We start from the raw sequence: 17,751 nt of genomic DNA, 5'->3' as shown, positions 1-17,751 counted from the left end.
GCGCCACGGCCCTGACGCGAATGATGCCTGCGCGAGGGAGCTTTCGGTCACGGTGCGGCCTTCCATGAGCCGAAACCGGTCAACGTGGATGTCGACGTGCCCGGACCCCACAGTGCTTGGATGTCGTCGGGTACGCGGACGCGCCAATCCCCGTCGATCCAGGCCATGGGCCAGGTGGAGACGGTGTAGCCCAGATCGTCGTGAGTGGCGAACTGAACGATGGCGAGGTCGTCGCGGTAGCCGGGCTGGATCCGCACGCCGTCGGGGACCACGACATAGCGTGCGACACCCGGGGTGCGCTCGCGTGAGCGGGCGAACCGATCGGTGAGTGCCCGGCCGCCGCCGTAGTAGCGCTCACGCACTACCTGCTGCCACACCCCCTCCGGTGCAGCCAGCACACGTGCGAGCGCGTCCGCGGCAGCCAGCGCCGCCCCGTGGGGTGTATGAGCAAAGCCGGATGCGATGCCGTGCTCAACACGGCTGGGACCGTCGCTGCCCGATACCGGCAGGGCGGCCCCGCCCCAGCCACGCTGCCAGCGCATTTGGGCGGGTGGGGTGGTCAGGTAGTCGGGGCGGGCGGGGTCCGGACGGGTGCTCGGGTCTTGCGGCAGCGCGGCACCCTCGTCGTCGCTGATTACTTCCAGCCTGTTGCCGAACAGGTCGATGGTCGGTGGCGGCGTGGCGGGAGGAAGATCGGGAAACGTCCGCACCGTTGGGGAGGGCGGGCTGCTGGGATCGGGGGGCTGCTCGGATGAGCGGGAGTCGTGGGTGATGGTCAGGACGAATACCGCGATCACGACAGCGGTGATGCTGGCGAGGAGGATTGTCAGTAGACGATGAGCTTTCATCTGGGCTGGGTTTCTTTCTCAGCGTCGTGTGAGCGGGACTAGGTCAGGAGGGGGCACCGTCATGGCGGTAACCGCCGCAGTGGTGGGGCTGTCGGGTAGCTGTAGGCGCCAGTCGTCGCCATGCCAGACGACGCCGGTGTGGTTGCATGTGACGGTGTTGTCGGGATGGATGCTGTAGATGTCGACGTCTGTGGCGTCGAGCGTGTAACGGGTGATCACGTAGCCGAGAAGTTTCGGCGGGCGGTCGGTGGTCGGGCTGGTAATCGAGATCTGTGCGCGCGCGGTCGCCCAGGCGTCGCGGCCTGGACCTGGAGCGAGCATCCGCTGTCCGACGATCGGCCATTGGTTGTCGGTGGCGATGGACATTCGCACTGTGGCGTGGATGGCGGCTAGCGCGGCTCCTGCCGGTGATCGGTCGAATCCGACAGCAACGGGTTGTTCGATGTGGCGGGGGCCTTCTTTTCCGACCGGTAGGTCGACCCCTTGGAAGGGCTGCCATCGCAGACCGGTAGGTGCGGCCACGAGTGCATTGGAAGTTGGTTCACCGATCGGGGGGTGGTTTTCGCGGCCGCAGCCAAGCAAACCGGCAGCAGTGACCAGTACCGCTACAGCCAGCACAGCAGCGCTGGTGGTCTGGTGTGTTCGGATCGAATTCACGGGATGGGTTCTCCTCGGCAGGATCAGGTCGGAGGCAGCACGGCCAAGGCCAGCGAGCTGGCGCTGCCGAGCAGCACGGCGCCGAACAGGGCGCCAACGAGCCCTTCGACGGCTTCGTCGCGGTAGAGGCGGACGACCAGCAGCCCTCCGACCCACACCGTCCGGGCGATACACAGCAGCAGCACGAACCAGGCCAGCCAACCCAATAGCTGCGTCAGCGGTGAAAGAACCTGCACGGGAAGTGGTTTGGCGATCACGGCGCACCGCCGCTACGTTGCTGGCCGCGGTAGGCGACTTCGAGCGCGGCTAGGATCGCCGCGGCGGCCGCGGCGGGCTCGAGGTGAGGCAAGGAATGCCCCGCATCGGCAACACAGCTGTAGTCGCCCCAGATGAGTTCGGCCAGCTCCTGAGACATGCGCGGATGTACGACGAGGTCGAGTTCACCGGTCACAATCCACGTCGGCACGCTGCGCAAGATGCTGACGATCTCGCCGGACAACCTCGCACCGCTGTAGGCGGCCAGCTCCGCCCTCACCACATCCACATCCATGTCGGCGGCGCGCATCCTGCCCCGGCTGTGGATCGGGCGCGAGCGGCGGCGCGGCGACCTGTAGCTACCTGGATAGAGGTAGGTCGTCAGTTCTTCGACGAGCCGACTCTCCCAGTGCCTGCCGGTCTCACAATTAACGGACTGCGACGACCAGGGAAATGCGGGGCTGGCGTTGAACAGCACGATGCCAGCCAGGGCACGGGCGCGGCGCGGATGTCGCCCGGCCCATGCCTGCACCAGTAACGACGCCACCGAGTGCGCCACCAGAACGACCGCGCCGTGCGTGTGCGTCAGGACGGTGTCGAGGTCGTCGATGAGCACCGGCAGCCCGGTCCCTGCTCCGCGACCAGGCGGTGCGCTCGTGCCGTGCCCGCGCTGGTCGTAGGCGATCTGTGCGATACCTCCGTCAAGGCGCTGGTCCAGGTAGTCGGTCAGCGGCTTCCAGTAGCTGGAGTCGGTGAGTGTGCCGTGGACGTAGGCCACCGTCACCGGTGCTGTCGAGGCACCCAGTCGGGTGCCCGAGAGGCGGGTCCGGTCCCGGGTGTGAATGGTGAGCGGAATCGAGTCGCGATGACCGGTCGTGGCTGTTTCGCGTGTCACGGCGGCGGGCGGTGTGGCTGTGGCTGGACAGGAACGAATCCGTTGGCGGAGCATGCCTATCCGCCTCCGGTGATGGCTGCGTCCATGATCTGCCCGGCGCTGGTAGCGATGATGCCGCCGACCAAAGCACCCATGATGATCTTGGGTGATTCGACAGCGCCGCCGTGGAATCGTTCCCACCCGAATTTGCCGCCGGCGTATATCAAGGCTCCGATTCCGACCAGGGTGACAATCCAGGACAGGTAGTTGACAAGATTGACCAACTTGTCCGCTCCTGGCGGCGTCGTCGGGGTGATCTGAATCTGCTGGGCGAGCACAGAGACGGCCCCGGCAACCGCGTACGCGGTAGTCATGACGATGACTCCAAATCATGTTGTGCCGCAATCGCTATACGACGTGCGGCAAGGTGAGTGATGATTTGAGACCCCGCGCGGTGCACATCGGCGGGAACTGCCTCGGTCAACCGTGAGCGCCGCGGTGGCGGCCGGTCGAATGGCACATACTGGGCTAGGTCGGTGAGCTCGCAGCTGAGCAGTTCGTCGTGCCAGGCGATCTGGTGGACATGCTCGATCAGATCCGCCACGACCGCGCAGTACCGGCGCACGACCATGGGGACTCGCCCTGGGCGCGCGGCCGTTAGCACGAGGCCGATCACATGCACGCCGTCCGGGGCCAGTCCGGCATGCCATTCCCGCAGGCGGTCGGCCGCGGCAGTCAGGCCGGGCATGCACAAGCGTGCGGCGACGATGACCTGTTGGGTGGTGGCCGGCGAGGCGGGCCAGGCCAGGCCGGTGTCGGCGGCGGGTGCCCACCACCGCGCCAGGGTGGAAGTCCCTGCGCCGCCGTGTGCGCCGAGCACCGCGAACAACGGCGGATGAGCTCCCGTAGTCGGCAGCGGGGTCTCCCGCACCGGCGCCAGCCGTTGCGGTGCGGCGACGGTTCCCGGCTCGAGTCGCCCCGTCACCCGAGGGTGGTCGTCTCGGTGCAGGTGTAGCGGTGCGGCCATCGGTCAGCCCCGCTTCTGGATGTTGGTGATGATGACGCCGGCAGGGTCGTGGCGGAGGTTGATCAGTTGCAGGTAGTCGACGCGTTGCCCGTCGGGGTGCTGTTGGACTACGTGCACCTCCGCGGCGGTGTCGGTGATCGGGGTGATCGCGACGCAGTGTGTGGTCCCGGCCGGGATAGAGGCGATGCCCGCGGCCAAGGCCTCGGCGACGAGTCCGGCCTCGGGGGCGACGAGCCGCAGCGCTGCGTCAGCGCTGCGCTGGACGTAGTAGGCGTGCTCGAACGCCGCGATCACCCCAGCCACGCTGTGGGTGTCTCCCGCGGAATCGGTGACCGTCTGCCCGGACAACCCCGTGCACGCACCGCTGAGGTGCGGCGTGGTAGTCGGTGGAGCTGCGGTCAGGGTCGGGATCGCCGTGACGGGATCCGGGGTGTCGGCGACCCAGCTGAAATCCAGCCCGGCTAGCACGGCCGCTCCGCTGAGGCTGGCGGCAAGCCAGACCCACACGCGGCGCGGCACCTGCGTGCGCACCGCCCCTCGGACTGGCCGTGGTGGTGAGAGCTGCTGTGCGTTGATCCACCGCCATTGCTCCCCATCACGCTCCGGCTCGTCGGTCGTGTCCAAGAGCGGCGAGAGTGTGGTGAGTTCGGTGGGATCCAGCCAGCCCCAGCCGTGGTCGCTGCTGGCGTCGGTGTGGGCTCGGGTGTTCGGCATCGTAGGTTTCACCTCCTCGGTGTGTGGTGGCGCGGGATTGTGGGCCCTTCGGGCGGGGTGCCAGGGGAGAATCAGCAGACAAGGCTTGGGTACGTCTGCGGATTGGGCGGGATCCGCCCGAAGGGGTCTTCACGGACCGCCGCTGGACGTAGGCACCCCCGGTACGGCGGTGCTAGTGACCGGTGCCGTCGCGGGCGCGGAAGACGTCCAGGGGGCGCCGGACTGCGGTACGGCCGACGGCGAACCGGTGGCCGCGAGGTCACGGGCGACGGCGGTGAACCAGTCGGCGGTCGCTGCCAGAGCCGATCGGCCAGTCGGTGTGACCGGTGTGGCGCGGTAGGAGCCATGACGGCCACTGGTGTCGCTGTATTGCGCAGCGGCGGCAAGGGTGTAGAGCTGCTGCTGGTCGGTGATGGTGCTGGTGATCGCGTCGAAAGCTTCGTTCACCCAGCGGCTGGCCGTCTGCGGCGGAATCAACTCGACTGCCGCGGTGGCGAGTTTCGCGCCCAACGTGGCGACCGCCGCCCATGGGTTGGCCAGCCCGATGGTCGCCAACTCGGCGATCGTGGCTGGAGTGAACACTTTCCGCGCGACCGTCACCACCGCGTTCAACCCGATGGTGCCGATCTTGAACAGCGCCGCCAAAGCCTCTCCCGGCCCGGGTGGGACGATGTCAGGTTGCGAGGCTTCGGCCAGTCGCTGCCCGAGCGGTTTCTCAGGCTGATACGACAGTTGATCCAGGCTGGTCCCGGTGACGTCCTCGTTGATGACGTTCACCGCGGTGGTGAACACCGTGGTGGTCAAGGCTTCGGCGATGGTGGAAATCGCTGCGATCGGGTCACGCAGGTCCGAGCGGGCGGCGATGTTCGCGGCCGTGGCGGCCAAGCTGCTTCCGGGCGGGGTGTCACACGTTGCGTCACCGGCCACGCACAGGTCCGCGACACGACCGGTCAAGGCCCCGAACCCGCTCGATGCCGCCGGTGTGGCTGCGATTCCGGCACCGGTCAACGGCTGGTTCAACAGCGAGACCGTGGCAACCTTCCGCCCCGCGGTTCCGGGCGCGGGCGCGGGGATGGTGCTGCCGGGCCGGCCGGGCAGCACCGGGGTGTTGGTGGCGCGGTTCGGGTTGGCCAACAACGCGATCGCGGCGATGTGATCAGCGCTGACGCGTGCGCCACCTGTACCAACGCGCTCGGCGAACCGCGAGACCGCGGGTGCACCGTGGGCGTATCCGGCGGCGGCGATCTTCGTGTTCGGGCAGCGCGCTACGACTTCGACGGCCATCTGTTCCAACCGCTCAGCCGCAGCGGTGATCGCCGCCTCATAAGGCAATGCCGTCCCGTCGGGTGCGCGACCGTAGGGAACGTACGCGCGTTGCACCAGATCACCGGCCGTGACGGCCAACGGGCCGAACAGTTGCCCCAGTGCACCTGAATCGCTGCTGAGCCCGGCCTCCGGGGAAGCTTCCTCGCTGCCCTGCACCCCGAACGCATACAGAACGGGGCATGTCTCACCGAGCGGAACGCCGGTGGGCTCGGCGTGCGCGGTGCTGATGGCAATGGTGAACGAAACAATGACCGCCATGAGCACCGCCGCAGCGGCGTGGCACCGCGCACGAGTGCTTGTGCTGTTGCTGGGGCGCATAAGTGTTGACCTCGATTCGATCCGGCCTGGGACCTGCCCGCACCCACGGCAAGGGGTCGTAGGGCGGGCAGGCCGATTCAGGTGGTCTGCGGGCTGGATGGCGTGGGTCGGCGTTGCAGGTAGCCGGCCAACCGGGCGACGGCTTCAGCGGCACCGTCCCGGGCGGCGCCCACATGGCTGGTCGAGTACTCCCGCCAGCTCAGATCCACGCCGAGCGCGCGGTATTCGGTGAACAAGCTGCGGCCGATCTCGACCGGCACAAGGGCGTCTTCGATGCCGTGGTAGAGATGCACGGGCACCTGGGGGGCGGCGCGGCCGCTGGTCTCGTTGGCCAGCACATAGCGCCAAAGAGGGTCGTTCCACGGATCAGGCCGCTCACACCAGCCGCCCAAGGACTGGTTACGGTAGGTAAGCAGCAACTCTGCCGCATCGAGCACTCGAGCCTGCTGGACCGTCTCGCGGCCGGCGTCGGTGAGCAGGTGCCCGGTCGGCAGGTGGGAGTACGCGCGACTAAGCCCGATGAGCCCGGCCAGAGCTAGCCCCGCCCACGGCCCGCCGTCGATTCCCGCGATGACTGCGCCCGGATCGGCCACGACGCCACCGGCGGCCACACCCCGCAGATCCAGCTCCGGGGCGTAGGCCGGTTGTTGTTCGGCGGCCCACACCGCGCTTCGTCCGCCGTCGCCGTACCCCCACACCACGCACGGCCCCGCATCGCTGAGTTCGGGCAGGTGGCGGGTTGCACGCGCCAGGTCCAGCACGGCGTGCGCGCCTGCAGCTCCGGCCAGGAACTGGTGCGGCCCCAGACCGGTTACGCCCAGGCATGGCCCGTCCGGTACCGCAACGGTCCATCCGCGCTCCAGAGCTGTGGCGATGAAGAGAGATTCCGGCTCGCGCCCCTCAGCCAGAAGTTGCGACGGGGCGCAGCGACCACCGAGACCGTGGAAGGACGGGCAATACACCAGGACCGGGCCCGGATCGGCAACTCCAGCGACCGGACTGGCGGTGATTACCGTGCCGGAGGCAGCCATCGGTGCGCGGGAACCTGTCGTGGCATATACGACCTGCCACGCCGGACCCGCGCCTCTCAGACCCGCCAAGGTGATTGGGCGGCGGCGCAGGAGCTGCCCGGCTGGTGCGGCGATACCGTTATCAGGACTGCTGTAGAAGCCGTCATCGATCGCGATGGGATCGGTCATGGCCTATCTCCCGCGATGTCGTGGGCGAGAGCGACCATCCAGGCGATGCCCGAGTTCAGCTGGCCGTTGACGGCGTAGTTGTTGTGCCGGGCGACGGTGTCTGCAAAACGCACCCACACCGCGGGATCGACCAAGTCGGCGTTATCGGCGACCAACTGGCTCCACGCCGCCGACAGCTGACCGGCCACCTTGGGCAGCAACCCGATCGGATCCGCCGCCACGATGGCGGTGATCTCGTTCCACCGCGCGGCAGCAGCCCCGATCTCCTCCGCGCTCGGTGCCGGGTTGCGCGGGTCAGCCGCGTCCACCAGCCGAGCTGCCAGCGGCAACTGCGGAAGGTAATCGACGTTGCCGCCACCGACCTGGAAGTCGTTGAGCACCACGGTCGTCCAGGCATCACCCAGCGCGGCGGAGAATAGACCATTGAGCGAGGCGATCGCGGCCAGCGGATTGCGCAGGTCGGCTTGGGCGGCGATCTCCGCCCCAACGCGCAGCACCGCCGCGCGGTCGGGCGCAGAACAGGCCAGGTCTCCGTCGGTGCAGATATCGGCGACCCGCCCAGTGAGTTCCCCGTAGCTGGTCGCGCCATCGGCGATACCACCCCCACCGGCGGGCGGGTTGGACATCTGCACCGCTGACACCGCAGCCCCGCTCGTGCCCGGCGCAGGATCCGGGACCATCTGCCCCGGCCGCCCTGGAAAAATCGGCGCGCCTGGTGCGCGATCAGGATGGGCATACAGCGCGATCCCTGCGACACGCTCCGGGGCCACCGGTCCGGCGCCGGAGCCGACATCGTGGGCGAACGACGACATCGCCTGCGCGCCTTGTGAATATCCGATGCCTGCGATCAACGTGCTGGGGCAGGTTTCAGCGATCTGCACCGCGGCGGCATCCAGCTGACGGCGAGCATCGGTCACCGACACCGCATACGGTTCCGGGCCCCCGCCGGGCACCGCGCCACCGAAGCCCGCGCCATAGGGGATGTAGCTGCGCTGCACCAGGCCAGGAGCAGCTGCCAAGACGGGGGCGATCAGGGCGCCCACGACACCGGTGTCGGCGAGCGGGTCCGCGGTGGGTGAGGACTGGCCGGTGCCTTGAACACCGAGCATGTACAGCGCGGGACATCCCGGACCGATCGGCACGGCCGCAGCAGTGGCGCTGCTGGTGGTCCCGGTGGCCACCCCGAGGGCGGCGGAGGCTGCGATCGCGGCGGCGACGGTGCGCCGGCGGCTCAACGATGAGAGGGTCATGGCTGCCCGACCCCCACGCCTGCGCCGAAGCCCGCACCGACGGTTCCGGCGGCGACCGCGCCGACCGCCGCGGCCGGGATACCAGCGATCGCGGCACCGGCGGCGGCGCCGGCGGCGGCGCCGAGCGCTGTGCCGGCGATGCCGGAGGTCACTTCGCCGATGACCGGGACCGGCACCACCGTGCCGAGTGCGGCTCCGGCGATGCCACCGACGGTGCCGCCGATCAGCCCACCGACCACCGCGCCCGCGGCAGCAGCTGGGACACCGGCCACGGCAGCGCCGACCGCGCCACCGATACCCGCGCCGGCGAGCGTGGCGCCACTGACGCGGTCGGAGCGCCCGGCTGGAATCCCGATCGAATCCAGCGCGGTCGCGACCTGCGCTTCGGCGTTCGCGGCGACGTCATTGATGACGTCCGCATATTCCGGCGCCAGCCACTCCGGGCGCGGGGCCTGCCACTGACCGACCCGAATCGTGTTCTCCGGCGGCTCGATCGGTGCCACCGGTGCCACCGGCTCGGGCAGGTGCAGTTCCTCGATCCGGACCGGTTCCACCTGCTGCTCCGGCGGTGGCGCCGGACGCGAGGGCGCGGCGTTGCGGACCTCCGGCGGTTGCGAGTAGTACACCGGGGGCTCGGGCTCTGGCGGCGCGGGTACCGGCTCGGGCTCCGGTGCCGGTGGGGGCGGCGGGGGCGGTGTGGTCGTGCCGGGCTGGGCGGGATTGGTGACGCCGGGCTGATCAGCGATCGCGGCAAGGCTTTGGCTGGCGCTGGCGGCGCCTGCGGCTGCCATCATCACCACTGCGGGCACCACGGCCACCAGGATCGCGCGGCTACCTCGGCCAAGGCTGGAGCAATCTCGCCGAGAGCGCGCGTTGTTCTCCTGGTCCCCGAGTGCTGCGTCGTCGCAATAGGCGAAGTAAGTATGTCTTCTGATTTTTTGCATGCCGAATAGACCCCGTTGGGAAAGTATGGAAAGGGAATTCTTATGATCAGAATGCGCCGTGGCGCTCGATGGTTCCTACCTCCCAGCAGCGAAACCGCCGCTGGGAGGCCGCATCTCGAGGCGAGATGGTCAGATGAACGGAAGGATGAGCGCCAGTGCCTGGGCTGCCACGGACAACCCGTTGGAGAGCACAGACAGGCCGGTATTCACCCATCCCAGAATGATCAGCGGGTCCATCGGTTTCCTTTCAGTGGTCGAACTTGCATGTCCATCAAAACCCCTCCCGAGCAGCAAAACCAGTGTTTCGGCGAACCGAATTTGCGTTAACGCAGCCAGCGTAAAGCTGCAAAAGGGGTGATACGCTGCGGCGTTGCACACCATTTTACGCAGCCAGCGATAAACGAATTTCTTTTGTCCACCCGGAAGCCTCCGACACCGAAACGACCCAGGTTGGCCGTGAATAGGTTGGATAGGCCGAAGCGTTCCCGAGCGTCGCCGATCAGCGTGCACGAGAAACGTCGAACCGCTGACGATGAAAAGGGCTGCGACGGCGGATAGCCGCAGCACATGAAGCGCATAGAACGCTTACTGACGCGGCTGGAAGCCCGGGACCATCAACTGTGACGTGAGCCAGGAAAGGACGGCCGACTATTCGAATGCGCGTTGCGGAGGTATCGGGCGGCGGCGCTGCCTCCGCCTACGAGTCGGACGTCGGCGATCGGCTGTTTGCGGTTTCGCAGGATCTGGCGCCGCACGGGCGTGGGGACGGCGCGCGGTCGACTGAATTGCCGCAGCGATGTCGCTTGCGGTCAGGTACCACGATCGGCCGGCTTTGTGGCCTGGCAGGCGTCCCTTTCTCAGCTGTTCTTCGTACCAGCGTGTGGACTTCCGCAACGCCTGAGCGCCAACTGCCACGGGATATGTCGGCTCATGCAGCAGATCGGTGGCACCATTTTCCGACGGATCCGCTGATCCGGCGTTTCCATGCTCGCTCATTTCCCAGACCTGCCTGCCATTTCTGCCAGCATCAGATAGGAAATTAAGGACGAGCTGGCGAGCGACTACGAGAGTCACTGCATCCAGAATACCTGCGGGGCCGATGCGAATAATTCAACGAAGGTCGCCAGTCCGCCGCATCCCGGCCAGACCACGAATGCCCCGCGCGTCGCGAAAAATCGATCGTGGGTGCACACAGCAGCATGGACATCGCTTCACACGTCATTTCGTGGAGGATGCAGCTAGGCCACCTCGATGTTGGGTCCGCAGTATGGCACCGGAAGCGCGGTGACCAGCAATACGTCTCCAGTCTGACTGATCTCTGACATGGTCAGGCTGTAGGAGATCAGCTCTCCGGTATCGGTGTTGCGCCAGTGGAGCTGGTCTCCGGAGTTGCGGCCGTAGGAAATACTGATGCTGCTGGACCAGAGCCGGGCGAACGTACTGTTGGGACGCAGCCGTCGCATCAAGTCTCGGGCCTGCTCCGAAGTCCGGTAACGCCCGAGTACTGCTTTGGTGGTAGCGACCGAATGAGCAGCCTCCCGATCCCAATCGAATACCGTGTCTCGCGCAGCCGGACTGAACAGCCATACCGGCACCGACTCGCTCGAATCCAGCCCAGGCAGTGCTGACCGGAACGAATCATTACAGGCCAAAACGTTCCACATAGGATCCATGTAGGCCCCGAGCACTCCCCGTTCCTCAAGGGCATGGATATGGGTCATCAGTCCGCCGTTCTCCCGAACGAGCCGACGAAGGTTCTCGGCGGGAGCGAGATCTTCGGCGGGAGCGCGAAGCTCGAGAAGGTGACGTGCTTGCGCAGCGTCCAGCCGGTATCCCCGGATGAGCTTGTCGAGCGTTTCCAGGCTGGGTACCCGCTCGCCGCTTTCGATTTGGCTCAAGTAGGACGCACTGACCCTGGTGCGCTCGTAGCTCCCGACACGTGACAGCCCCAGGTGATCTCTGATCATCCAGCATGTCGTCGACAGCGTCGGTATGCTCGGCTGCGCGCTGCGACTGGGCTGGCGGTGTGCTGGACGCCGACTCAAGCGAACTCCCCCTCTCATGCAATGACCTCCGCTACGGTTAGCGCGGGAGGCTCGACCAACAATCGCCCCCGCGGGTTACCTCAGATCTGCTGAGCCGCAACAGGTTGCTGCGGCCTGGCGGTCCTTTCTGCTCAACCTTTGCCGCCCGCCCGCCGGGCGTCAATATCACAATCTTTGATACCTGCGTACCCGCCACCAAGCTTTGGCAGCCGTTAGTGTGCAAGAAGTCGATCATGCACAGATGGGGGATCCGGTGAGCACAATCGAGTTGAGGACCGGGACGTTAGCTGGCAAGACAGCGATCATCACAGGAGCCAGCCGCGGCATAGGTGCCGCGATCGCGATACGGCTGGCCGCGGAGGAAGCCAACGTGACGATGATCGGCCGCACCGCCCAGGCACATCCCAAGTATCGCGGCACCATCCACACCGCGGCCGCCGAAGCGGAGGCCGCCGGCGGGGATGTCCTGCCGATCGCGGCCGACGTCCGCGATGACAAGGCAATGGCGGATGCTGTGCAGCGGACCATCGAGCGGTTCGGCGGTATCGACATGTTGCTGAACGTGGCAGCGGTGATCGAACCAGCACCTGTAGCGACACTGACGATGAACCAATATGACTACATGCAGGACATTAACTGTCGCGCAACGCTGTTGATGACGAAGCTATGTCTGCCAGCGCTTCAACTCTCAGCGCAGGCCGGTCGAGCACCCCATGTCCTGAATATCTCCCCACCGTTGAACATGGCTGCTGAGCAGATCGGTAGGTTCCCCGGATACACCGTCAGCAAGTACGGCACCTCCTTGCTGACCATCGGAATGGCTCATCAGTTCACTGATCTGGGCATCGCAGTCAACTCACTGTGGCCACGCACCACGATCGACACCGCGGCCGTGCGGAACAAGCTCGGCGGCGATCAAGTCGCGGCGACGTCACGCAACGTGTGGGTTATGGCTGATGCAGCACTGCTCGTGCTTACACGCTCGGCCTGTACCGGCGAGCTGCTGCTCGATGACGAAGTGCTCGCCAACCACGGAGTGACCGATCTGGAGAAGTACCGCGTGACTCCTGGAACAGGCCCGCTGACCAACGACATCTTCATCGATGACTAGATCTATCGCCTCGACACAGAGCGACACCCTGACCCAGCTCGCGCATGTTCGGCCGCGCACATGTGGAATACACTGTGCGCCAATATGATTTGTGCCACCTTCGGGGCGCCGATAGCCGGTTCACGGTGAAACGATTGGCTTCGTTGCCATAGCCTGGCCTGTTAGGCAGCCACGAAGCGTCCCGCGAGTCTGCACTTCCATCGATGCACCGCGCACGCTCCCGAGGCTGTTGGAAGCCAAGTAAAGGCGTATGCGATGGTTGAGGATGACGATCTACCCGTACTGGCCAGGCTACTTCGGGCCGAGCGCGAAGCCGCCCAACTGACGCGCGAAGAAGCTGCCCAGATTATCAAAGTCTCGAAGGGCTTGATCTACGCGTGGGAGCGCAAAGGGCGGACTCCCTCAGCCGAGACACTCGAGGCATTCTTGAACGGCCTCGAAGTCCCTCAGTGGCGAAGACCCAAGTACGCCGCGCTGGCACAGCCGCTGCTCAACCAGCTCAACTGGGACATGTCGCCGGTCGTCACTCCGGACGATCAGCTCGGCTTGGACCGCAACCTCGACCCCGCCTGCTACCACGACGACGCCTTCGACCTGTATGCCGCCAACGGGCCACTGCTTGACCGGTTCCCCGGGTTCGTCGCCCCCGAACCCGATGCCACAGTGCGGCCGAACTTGCTCGAGTGGGTGGTCCGCGATCCTGCCGCGAAGAAGGTGATCGGGAACTGGGAGGAGCGGGCCACCGTCATGGCCAACGCCTTTCTCATCGTCGCGCCAGGCCGGATCCCCGAGCGACGCATCCAGCAGATCATCACCTCCTGCGAGCAAGCACCCGAATGGCCGGAAATCTCCAGGATCCGCGCCACCGACGAGCACGTCCTCAACCAACGGATTTATCTCTGGGACCCGGAGACCGAGTGCTACGAGAACCGCATCATCACCGCCTACACCTTCAAATACCCCCCGCGTCCGTACAACGTGCTCGTATTGCAGGCAACAGTGCCGCAGAGCTGACCAGCGCCGGGCCGCCTCGGAAGCCATCACGCCGATACCACGGCGGCGGCGTCGACGACTGCGGCGGCAGGGTTGACACGTCGGTCATACGTGTCGCTTGCGCCGGGTGATGCGGTGCGGTTGCGCTCTCAAATGCTCGGCGTCGTTCGCGCGGACCAACACCCACCGCGACCCTTCGGCCTCTGCAGACTGGTGGCGAGCCGGGCGCAGCTGCCATTCGGTGATCGCGGTGTGGTCGACCTCGATCGAGGCATGCGCGCGGGAGTACGTTCCTTCCAGGAAGTACTGGGCCGCGGCGAGCGCGGTGGATTGGTGGCAGACCACCACAACCGTCTCGCCGGGATGCCTCCCCGCGATCAACTCCAACTCCCGCCCCACCCGTGGTGCCCACTGCCCCCACAGCTGCCCACCTTCACCACCCGACATCGCGCGCTCGACCGGCTTCCCGTGCGCCGGCCCGAGCGGAGTCGTCTCGACCGATAGCCCCAGCAGCTGGGCCACGATCGTGGCGGTTTGCGCCGCCCGGCGTATGCCGGTGCTGTACACGCGGCTGACTTGCAGGCTCGATTGCTCGGCGGCCAACCGCTCCGCCAGCCTCGCGGCTTGGCTTCTGCCCGTCGCGCTTAGTCCACGCTCGGTCTCTTCGCCCTCGGCGACTCCGGCGGCGTGGGTCTCACCGTGGGCGCAGCGAATAAGCAGCAGCCGTACTCCGGCACGCGCACCCCCGTCGCATCGGTCCACCAATCCGCCACCTACCTGACAATCTCGAAGCTCCGGACGTTCCCGCCCACCTCCCAACCATCGCCCGCGTCGAACACTCGTCGCCAACAACAGGGCGTTGTACAACAGCATGTTGTACCGCCGCGCCAGCCACCACATTCGCTGCAGTCGAAGGCCAGCTGCAATGGCGGCTCGGCCGCAGTTCGGTGACCGTTAGTTATCGATCAGCGTGCCTGTCTCGACGGCCAATCACGCGGTATGCAATCATTTCGCACATATGTTCGATAGCTCGCAGTTGGAGGGCAGTCAACGGTCCGACGGCACCACAGCCGCAGCACCGCTGACCGACCTCCCACGTACCGAGCAACTCGCGCTCCTGCGCGCCCGCATGGACGCCATCCACGGCCGAGTCGGCGCCCGCGAAGCCCCACCGATGCCCACTACCGCACCAGCGAACACCCTGCCGATCCCCGGGGCACTGGGTGAGGCGCTGCCCGCCGGTGGCCTACCGCGCGGATCGCTGATCGCTTGCACCGGACGCCTCGGCCCTCTCCTCGGATTGCTCGCCGCGGCCACCGCCGCCGGGGAATGGACCGCCGTCCTCGGCTGCCCGCGGCTGGGGTTGCTCGCCGTCGCGGAGATGGGCGGAAACCTGTCCCGCCTGGCCCACATCTCCAACCCGGGTGACGACCCCCTCGATGTCGCCGCCATCCTCCTCGACGGCCTTCCCCTCGTCGTACTCGACCACCCCACCACCCCAGCCGCCACCCGCACACGAGCGGTCCTCGCCCGGCTTCGCAGCCATGACGCCATCCTGGTCACCACCCACACCGGCTGGGCCCGCCCCGACCTGGAAATCCACAGCGAACTTCTCGAGTGCGAGGGGATCGGCCGCGGACGCGGACGGCTGCGATCGATGACCTACACGATCCAGGTTTCCGGCCGCACAGCGCGCCGCCCCCGCAGCACCTCACTACGACTGGGCGCTGCCGGGACGCAGCGATCGTGCTGGACCCGCCGACCAGCCGACCCCCACACCGCTACTACCGCGATCAGCCGGACGGGGTGACCATGAACGAATCCGGATCATCCCACCACGCCAGCACCAGAATGCTCACCCCTCCACGCAGGGTCCTCGTCGACCCCTGGCGAATATGGGTACCTCCAACTCGCAGTCCCGCCCGAACGGTGCCGTTCACTCTCGGAGAGAAAGCCGCCGCCCTGGATCTGCGCATGGGCGAGACATGGATTCCCGCGCTCGGCTACCGGTGGGCACGCCTGCGGTTCGGGACTGAGCCCGTATGGTTTCTCGAAGTCGAACTCGAACTCCGGTCGGTCAACGGCCACGTCGCACTCACCGTCCGACAATGGGTGCCCTGGGACTCCGTCAAGCCGGCGTGAGTAACCAACCCCGTTCGCTCGTGACTAGATCGCGTCCGCACATTCTCCTGCCACGTCGCGTGCGATCGAGGTTAGCCGAGTATCAGGGTCGCCCTGATGACATCGTGCCCGCAGTCGCAACGCGCGCACAGCGCCCCGGAATGAGTGGCACTGGAGCTAGGCTTGCTCTGTGGAACATGCGATCGCCGCCTCACCACGATCCGTACAGCTCCGCTGGACGGAGCCGTACGCCTGATGGTGCACCGCCCCATATGAATCATGTATCGCTGTCCGGCCCGATCGGTCGCCATCATTTCCAGCAGCACCAGATCCCAATTCCCGACGCGATCGAACGCGCGACCACACTGCTGATCCCAGCGCCGTCCGGAAAATGGCATGTCCCCGGCGGCTGCAGGTACGCACGTGAGCATGCGGGCCAGTCGGTGCCACTGCTCGAGGTCAGGTGGGGCGATCTGTGCGGCAACTGCGCCCCCACGCAAGATGTTGATCCACTGCACACTTGCGCCCTGCGTTCCGTTGCCACTCTCTCCGAGATGAGCGCGGCCGTCAGTGCGTTCGCTGAAGAACTGGCCGACCCTGGCAGGTCTTTCGAATGGCTCGACTACGCCCGTCGCCGGGCTGGGCGACCCATCACCGACGAGTCATTGCCAGCTTTGACCGCCCCTATGCGTGGCGTCCGCGGGTGGGCCCGCACTGTCGCGGCTGTCAACCGCGCTGCCCTGGAATACTCGGGCCAGTTCGACGCCCTGCTGGCGCAGCTCGCCGAGCGGCTCGGCACCGACTCCGAGGACGGGCTGTTCGATCGCGCAATCGATATCGTCGCCACTGAAACACCGGCCTGCGCCGAAAGCGAACAGCTCCAGAGGATCACCTGCGCCGCCGATCCGAACCATCGAGCCTACGTTGCGAAAAACCGCGGCTTCGACGCGTGGACATACGTCGCCGACCTCTGGCTGGGCGCACACCGGCAGGGGACCAACCATCCCGACATCATCACCGCACGCGCCAAACAATCTCTTGCCGAACGTCTCCCCCACGTCCGCGACTTGACCCAACTGCCCATAGACCCGAAGGTGGCACCGCACCCTGCCGATACTCCGCAGAGCTGGGCCGACCGCGTCCTCGCTGTCCTTCGCGACCGCACGGTCACCGTGTGGATTGAGCGGGCCGAGATGACCCTTCACAGCCTGCGCGACGCACACCGCACAAGCAGCAACGCCGAGCCGGACCGCGCGCTGCTGGTTACCGGATGGCCCCTGCACCACGACTCCTGTGCACGCTTGGCCTACCTGAGCCAATACCCAATGCTGCTGGCGCCCTTACGGATCGTCGGAAGCGCCGACTGGCAATTTCCTTCCACCGAGACCTGTGTGGCAATACTGCGGGTGCCCGAAGCCGCCGCCGAGCAAGCCCACGCCGTCTCCAGCAACATCCGCTCCACTGTCTTGGCAGCCGGCACCGACCCCCTCGTCGCGGCGTCCCGGCTGTTGCGCGACTACGGGGTCGTCGTCCATCCGACCGATCTGCCTCCGACGACCCGGCCATCGCGGCTGGTCGAATCGGAACGAACCCGGCTGGCCACCGCGATCGCCGACACACCCTTCCAAGCGAACCCCAGGCCATTCACCCATGGCGCCGACCTTCCCCCGCACGTCCACGACCGCAGCGGCGAATGGACACCATGGACAGCACGCGCCGCATTCCACCGCCGTGGTTCGGTCTTCGTCCCCGGCATCGATGATCTCGAGCGGTTCGCCCTCGGTTTCGTCCAATCAGAGATGTACGAGACTCTCGAGGTCCAGGTGCGGCTCCGAATACCCGCAGGAACGCCCCCGCGTGTGCAACGCTATTCGAACCAGGTGCCGGCCATCGAAAACCCACCCGCCCTCACACATGCTGGGCTGATCGATGTCCCCGCCATCCTGCACGGCCTCACCAACGACCACGCAACCCTGCTGCTCGAGATCCAGCCCTGTCGCGACCCGATCCACGTGCCCCTGAACTACATCGCCATGCTGCAATTCCTGCGCTGAGCGCGACAACGGTCA

At 66.6% G+C, this 17,751-nt stretch carries 18 protein-coding genes; 5 read left to right on the top strand and 13 right to left on the bottom strand.

Going from position 1 to position 17,751, the window contains the following annotated elements; translation table 11 throughout:
* Positions 1-47: 47 nt before the first annotated feature.
* The 12 genes from LTT66_RS11960 to LTT66_RS11905 all read right to left on the bottom strand — a co-directional run bounded on the left by LTT66_RS11960 (position 48) and on the right by LTT66_RS11905 (position 11,379).
* Complete coding sequence (locus LTT66_RS11960) at positions 48-848, bottom strand: hypothetical protein (RefSeq protein WP_051047565.1); 801 nt, start codon at positions 846-848, stop codon at positions 48-50.
* 18 nt (positions 849-866) lie between these two features.
* Positions 867-1,214, bottom strand: coding sequence for a hypothetical protein (locus LTT66_RS11955; RefSeq protein ID WP_233066806.1), 348 nt, complete (start codon positions 1,212-1,214; stop codon positions 867-869).
* Between the two features lie 314 nt (positions 1,215-1,528).
* Positions 1,529-1,762 (bottom strand): hypothetical protein, encoded by a 234-nt coding sequence (locus LTT66_RS11950; RefSeq protein ID WP_233066804.1) that lies wholly within the window; start codon positions 1,760-1,762, stop codon positions 1,529-1,531.
* Positions 1,759-2,544, bottom strand: a complete 786-nt coding sequence (locus LTT66_RS11945; RefSeq protein ID WP_233066801.1) for an alpha/beta fold hydrolase — start codon at positions 2,542-2,544, stop codon at positions 1,759-1,761. The genes LTT66_RS11950 and LTT66_RS11945 overlap by 4 nt, the downstream gene beginning before the upstream one ends.
* A 167-nt stretch (positions 2,545-2,711) precedes the next feature.
* Complete coding sequence (locus LTT66_RS11940) at positions 2,712-3,008, bottom strand: hypothetical protein (RefSeq protein WP_043739091.1); 297 nt, start codon at positions 3,006-3,008, stop codon at positions 2,712-2,714.
* Positions 3,005-3,619, bottom strand: coding sequence for a hypothetical protein (locus tag LTT66_RS11935; RefSeq protein ID WP_233066799.1), 615 nt, complete (start codon positions 3,617-3,619; stop codon positions 3,005-3,007). Before LTT66_RS11935 ends, LTT66_RS11940 begins: the two co-directional genes overlap by 4 nt.
* A 45-nt stretch (positions 3,620-3,664) precedes the next feature.
* Positions 3,665-4,375 carry a hypothetical protein gene (locus LTT66_RS11930; RefSeq protein WP_233066796.1) on the bottom strand — a complete coding sequence of 237 codons (711 nt, stop codon included), beginning with the start codon at positions 4,373-4,375 and terminating at the stop codon, positions 3,665-3,667.
* A gap of 129 nt (positions 4,376-4,504) precedes the next feature.
* On the bottom strand, positions 4,505-5,959 hold the full coding sequence (locus tag LTT66_RS11925) for a cutinase family protein (protein ID WP_233066793.1): 1,455 nt from the start codon (positions 5,957-5,959) through the stop codon (positions 4,505-4,507).
* 137 nt (positions 5,960-6,096) lie between these two features.
* Entirely contained in the window at positions 6,097-7,218 is a 1,122-nt protein-coding gene (locus tag LTT66_RS11920; protein WP_233066789.1) for a lipase family protein, read from the bottom strand.
* A complete protein-coding gene (locus LTT66_RS11915) occupies positions 7,215-8,453 on the bottom strand; it encodes a cutinase family protein (protein ID WP_233066786.1) in 1,239 nt (412 codons plus the stop codon). The genes LTT66_RS11920 and LTT66_RS11915 overlap by 4 nt, the downstream gene beginning before the upstream one ends.
* An 11-nt stretch (positions 8,454-8,464) precedes the next feature.
* The gene (locus LTT66_RS11910) at positions 8,465-9,280 is read right to left on the bottom strand and encodes a hypothetical protein (RefSeq protein WP_233066783.1); all 816 of its coding nucleotides are present in this window, start codon (positions 9,278-9,280) and stop codon (positions 8,465-8,467) included.
* A 1,370-nt stretch (positions 9,281-10,650) separates the two neighbouring features.
* Positions 10,651-11,379, bottom strand: coding sequence for a helix-turn-helix domain-containing protein (locus tag LTT66_RS11905; protein ID WP_233066780.1), 729 nt, complete (start codon positions 11,377-11,379; stop codon positions 10,651-10,653).
* Positions 11,380-11,710: 331 nt separating this feature from the next.
* Here LTT66_RS11905 and LTT66_RS11900 point away from each other — a divergent pair, with 331 nt between their 5' ends.
* Both LTT66_RS11900 and LTT66_RS11895 read left to right on the top strand, forming a co-directional pair.
* Positions 11,711-12,568, top strand: a complete 858-nt coding sequence (locus tag LTT66_RS11900) for an SDR family oxidoreductase (protein ID WP_332909676.1) — start codon at positions 11,711-11,713, stop codon at positions 12,566-12,568.
* Positions 12,569-12,823: 255 nt separating this feature from the next.
* Complete coding sequence (locus LTT66_RS11895; RefSeq protein WP_233066777.1) at positions 12,824-13,582, top strand: helix-turn-helix domain-containing protein; 759 nt, start codon at positions 12,824-12,826, stop codon at positions 13,580-13,582.
* Between the two features lie 84 nt (positions 13,583-13,666).
* Here LTT66_RS11895 and LTT66_RS11890 read toward each other — a convergent pair whose 3' ends face one another.
* A complete protein-coding gene (locus LTT66_RS11890; protein ID WP_233066774.1) occupies positions 13,667-14,323 on the bottom strand; it encodes a histidine phosphatase family protein in 657 nt (218 codons plus the stop codon).
* A gap of 256 nt (positions 14,324-14,579) precedes the next feature.
* On the opposite strand from LTT66_RS11890, the gene LTT66_RS11885 reads away from it, so the two are divergent.
* From LTT66_RS11885 to LTT66_RS11875, 3 genes are all read left to right on the top strand, one after another.
* Positions 14,580-15,371, top strand: a complete 792-nt coding sequence (locus LTT66_RS11885) for a hypothetical protein (RefSeq protein WP_233066772.1) — start codon at positions 14,580-14,582, stop codon at positions 15,369-15,371.
* Positions 15,372-15,490: 119 nt separating this feature from the next.
* The gene (locus tag LTT66_RS11880; RefSeq protein WP_233066770.1) at positions 15,491-15,703 is read left to right on the top strand and encodes a hypothetical protein; all 213 of its coding nucleotides are present in this window, start codon (positions 15,491-15,493) and stop codon (positions 15,701-15,703) included.
* Between the two features lie 251 nt (positions 15,704-15,954).
* A complete protein-coding gene (locus tag LTT66_RS11875; RefSeq protein WP_233066768.1) occupies positions 15,955-17,736 on the top strand; it encodes a hypothetical protein in 1,782 nt (593 codons plus the stop codon).
* The last annotated feature ends 15 nt before the right edge of the window (positions 17,737-17,751 follow it).

Source organism: Nocardia gipuzkoensis (assembly GCF_021183645.1).
In the GTDB taxonomy this organism is placed as follows: domain Bacteria; phylum Actinomycetota; class Actinomycetes; order Mycobacteriales; family Mycobacteriaceae; genus Nocardia; species Nocardia abscessus.
Note: the sequence above shows the minus strand (reverse complement) of the source record. Positions and strands in the feature narration are given on the sequence as shown.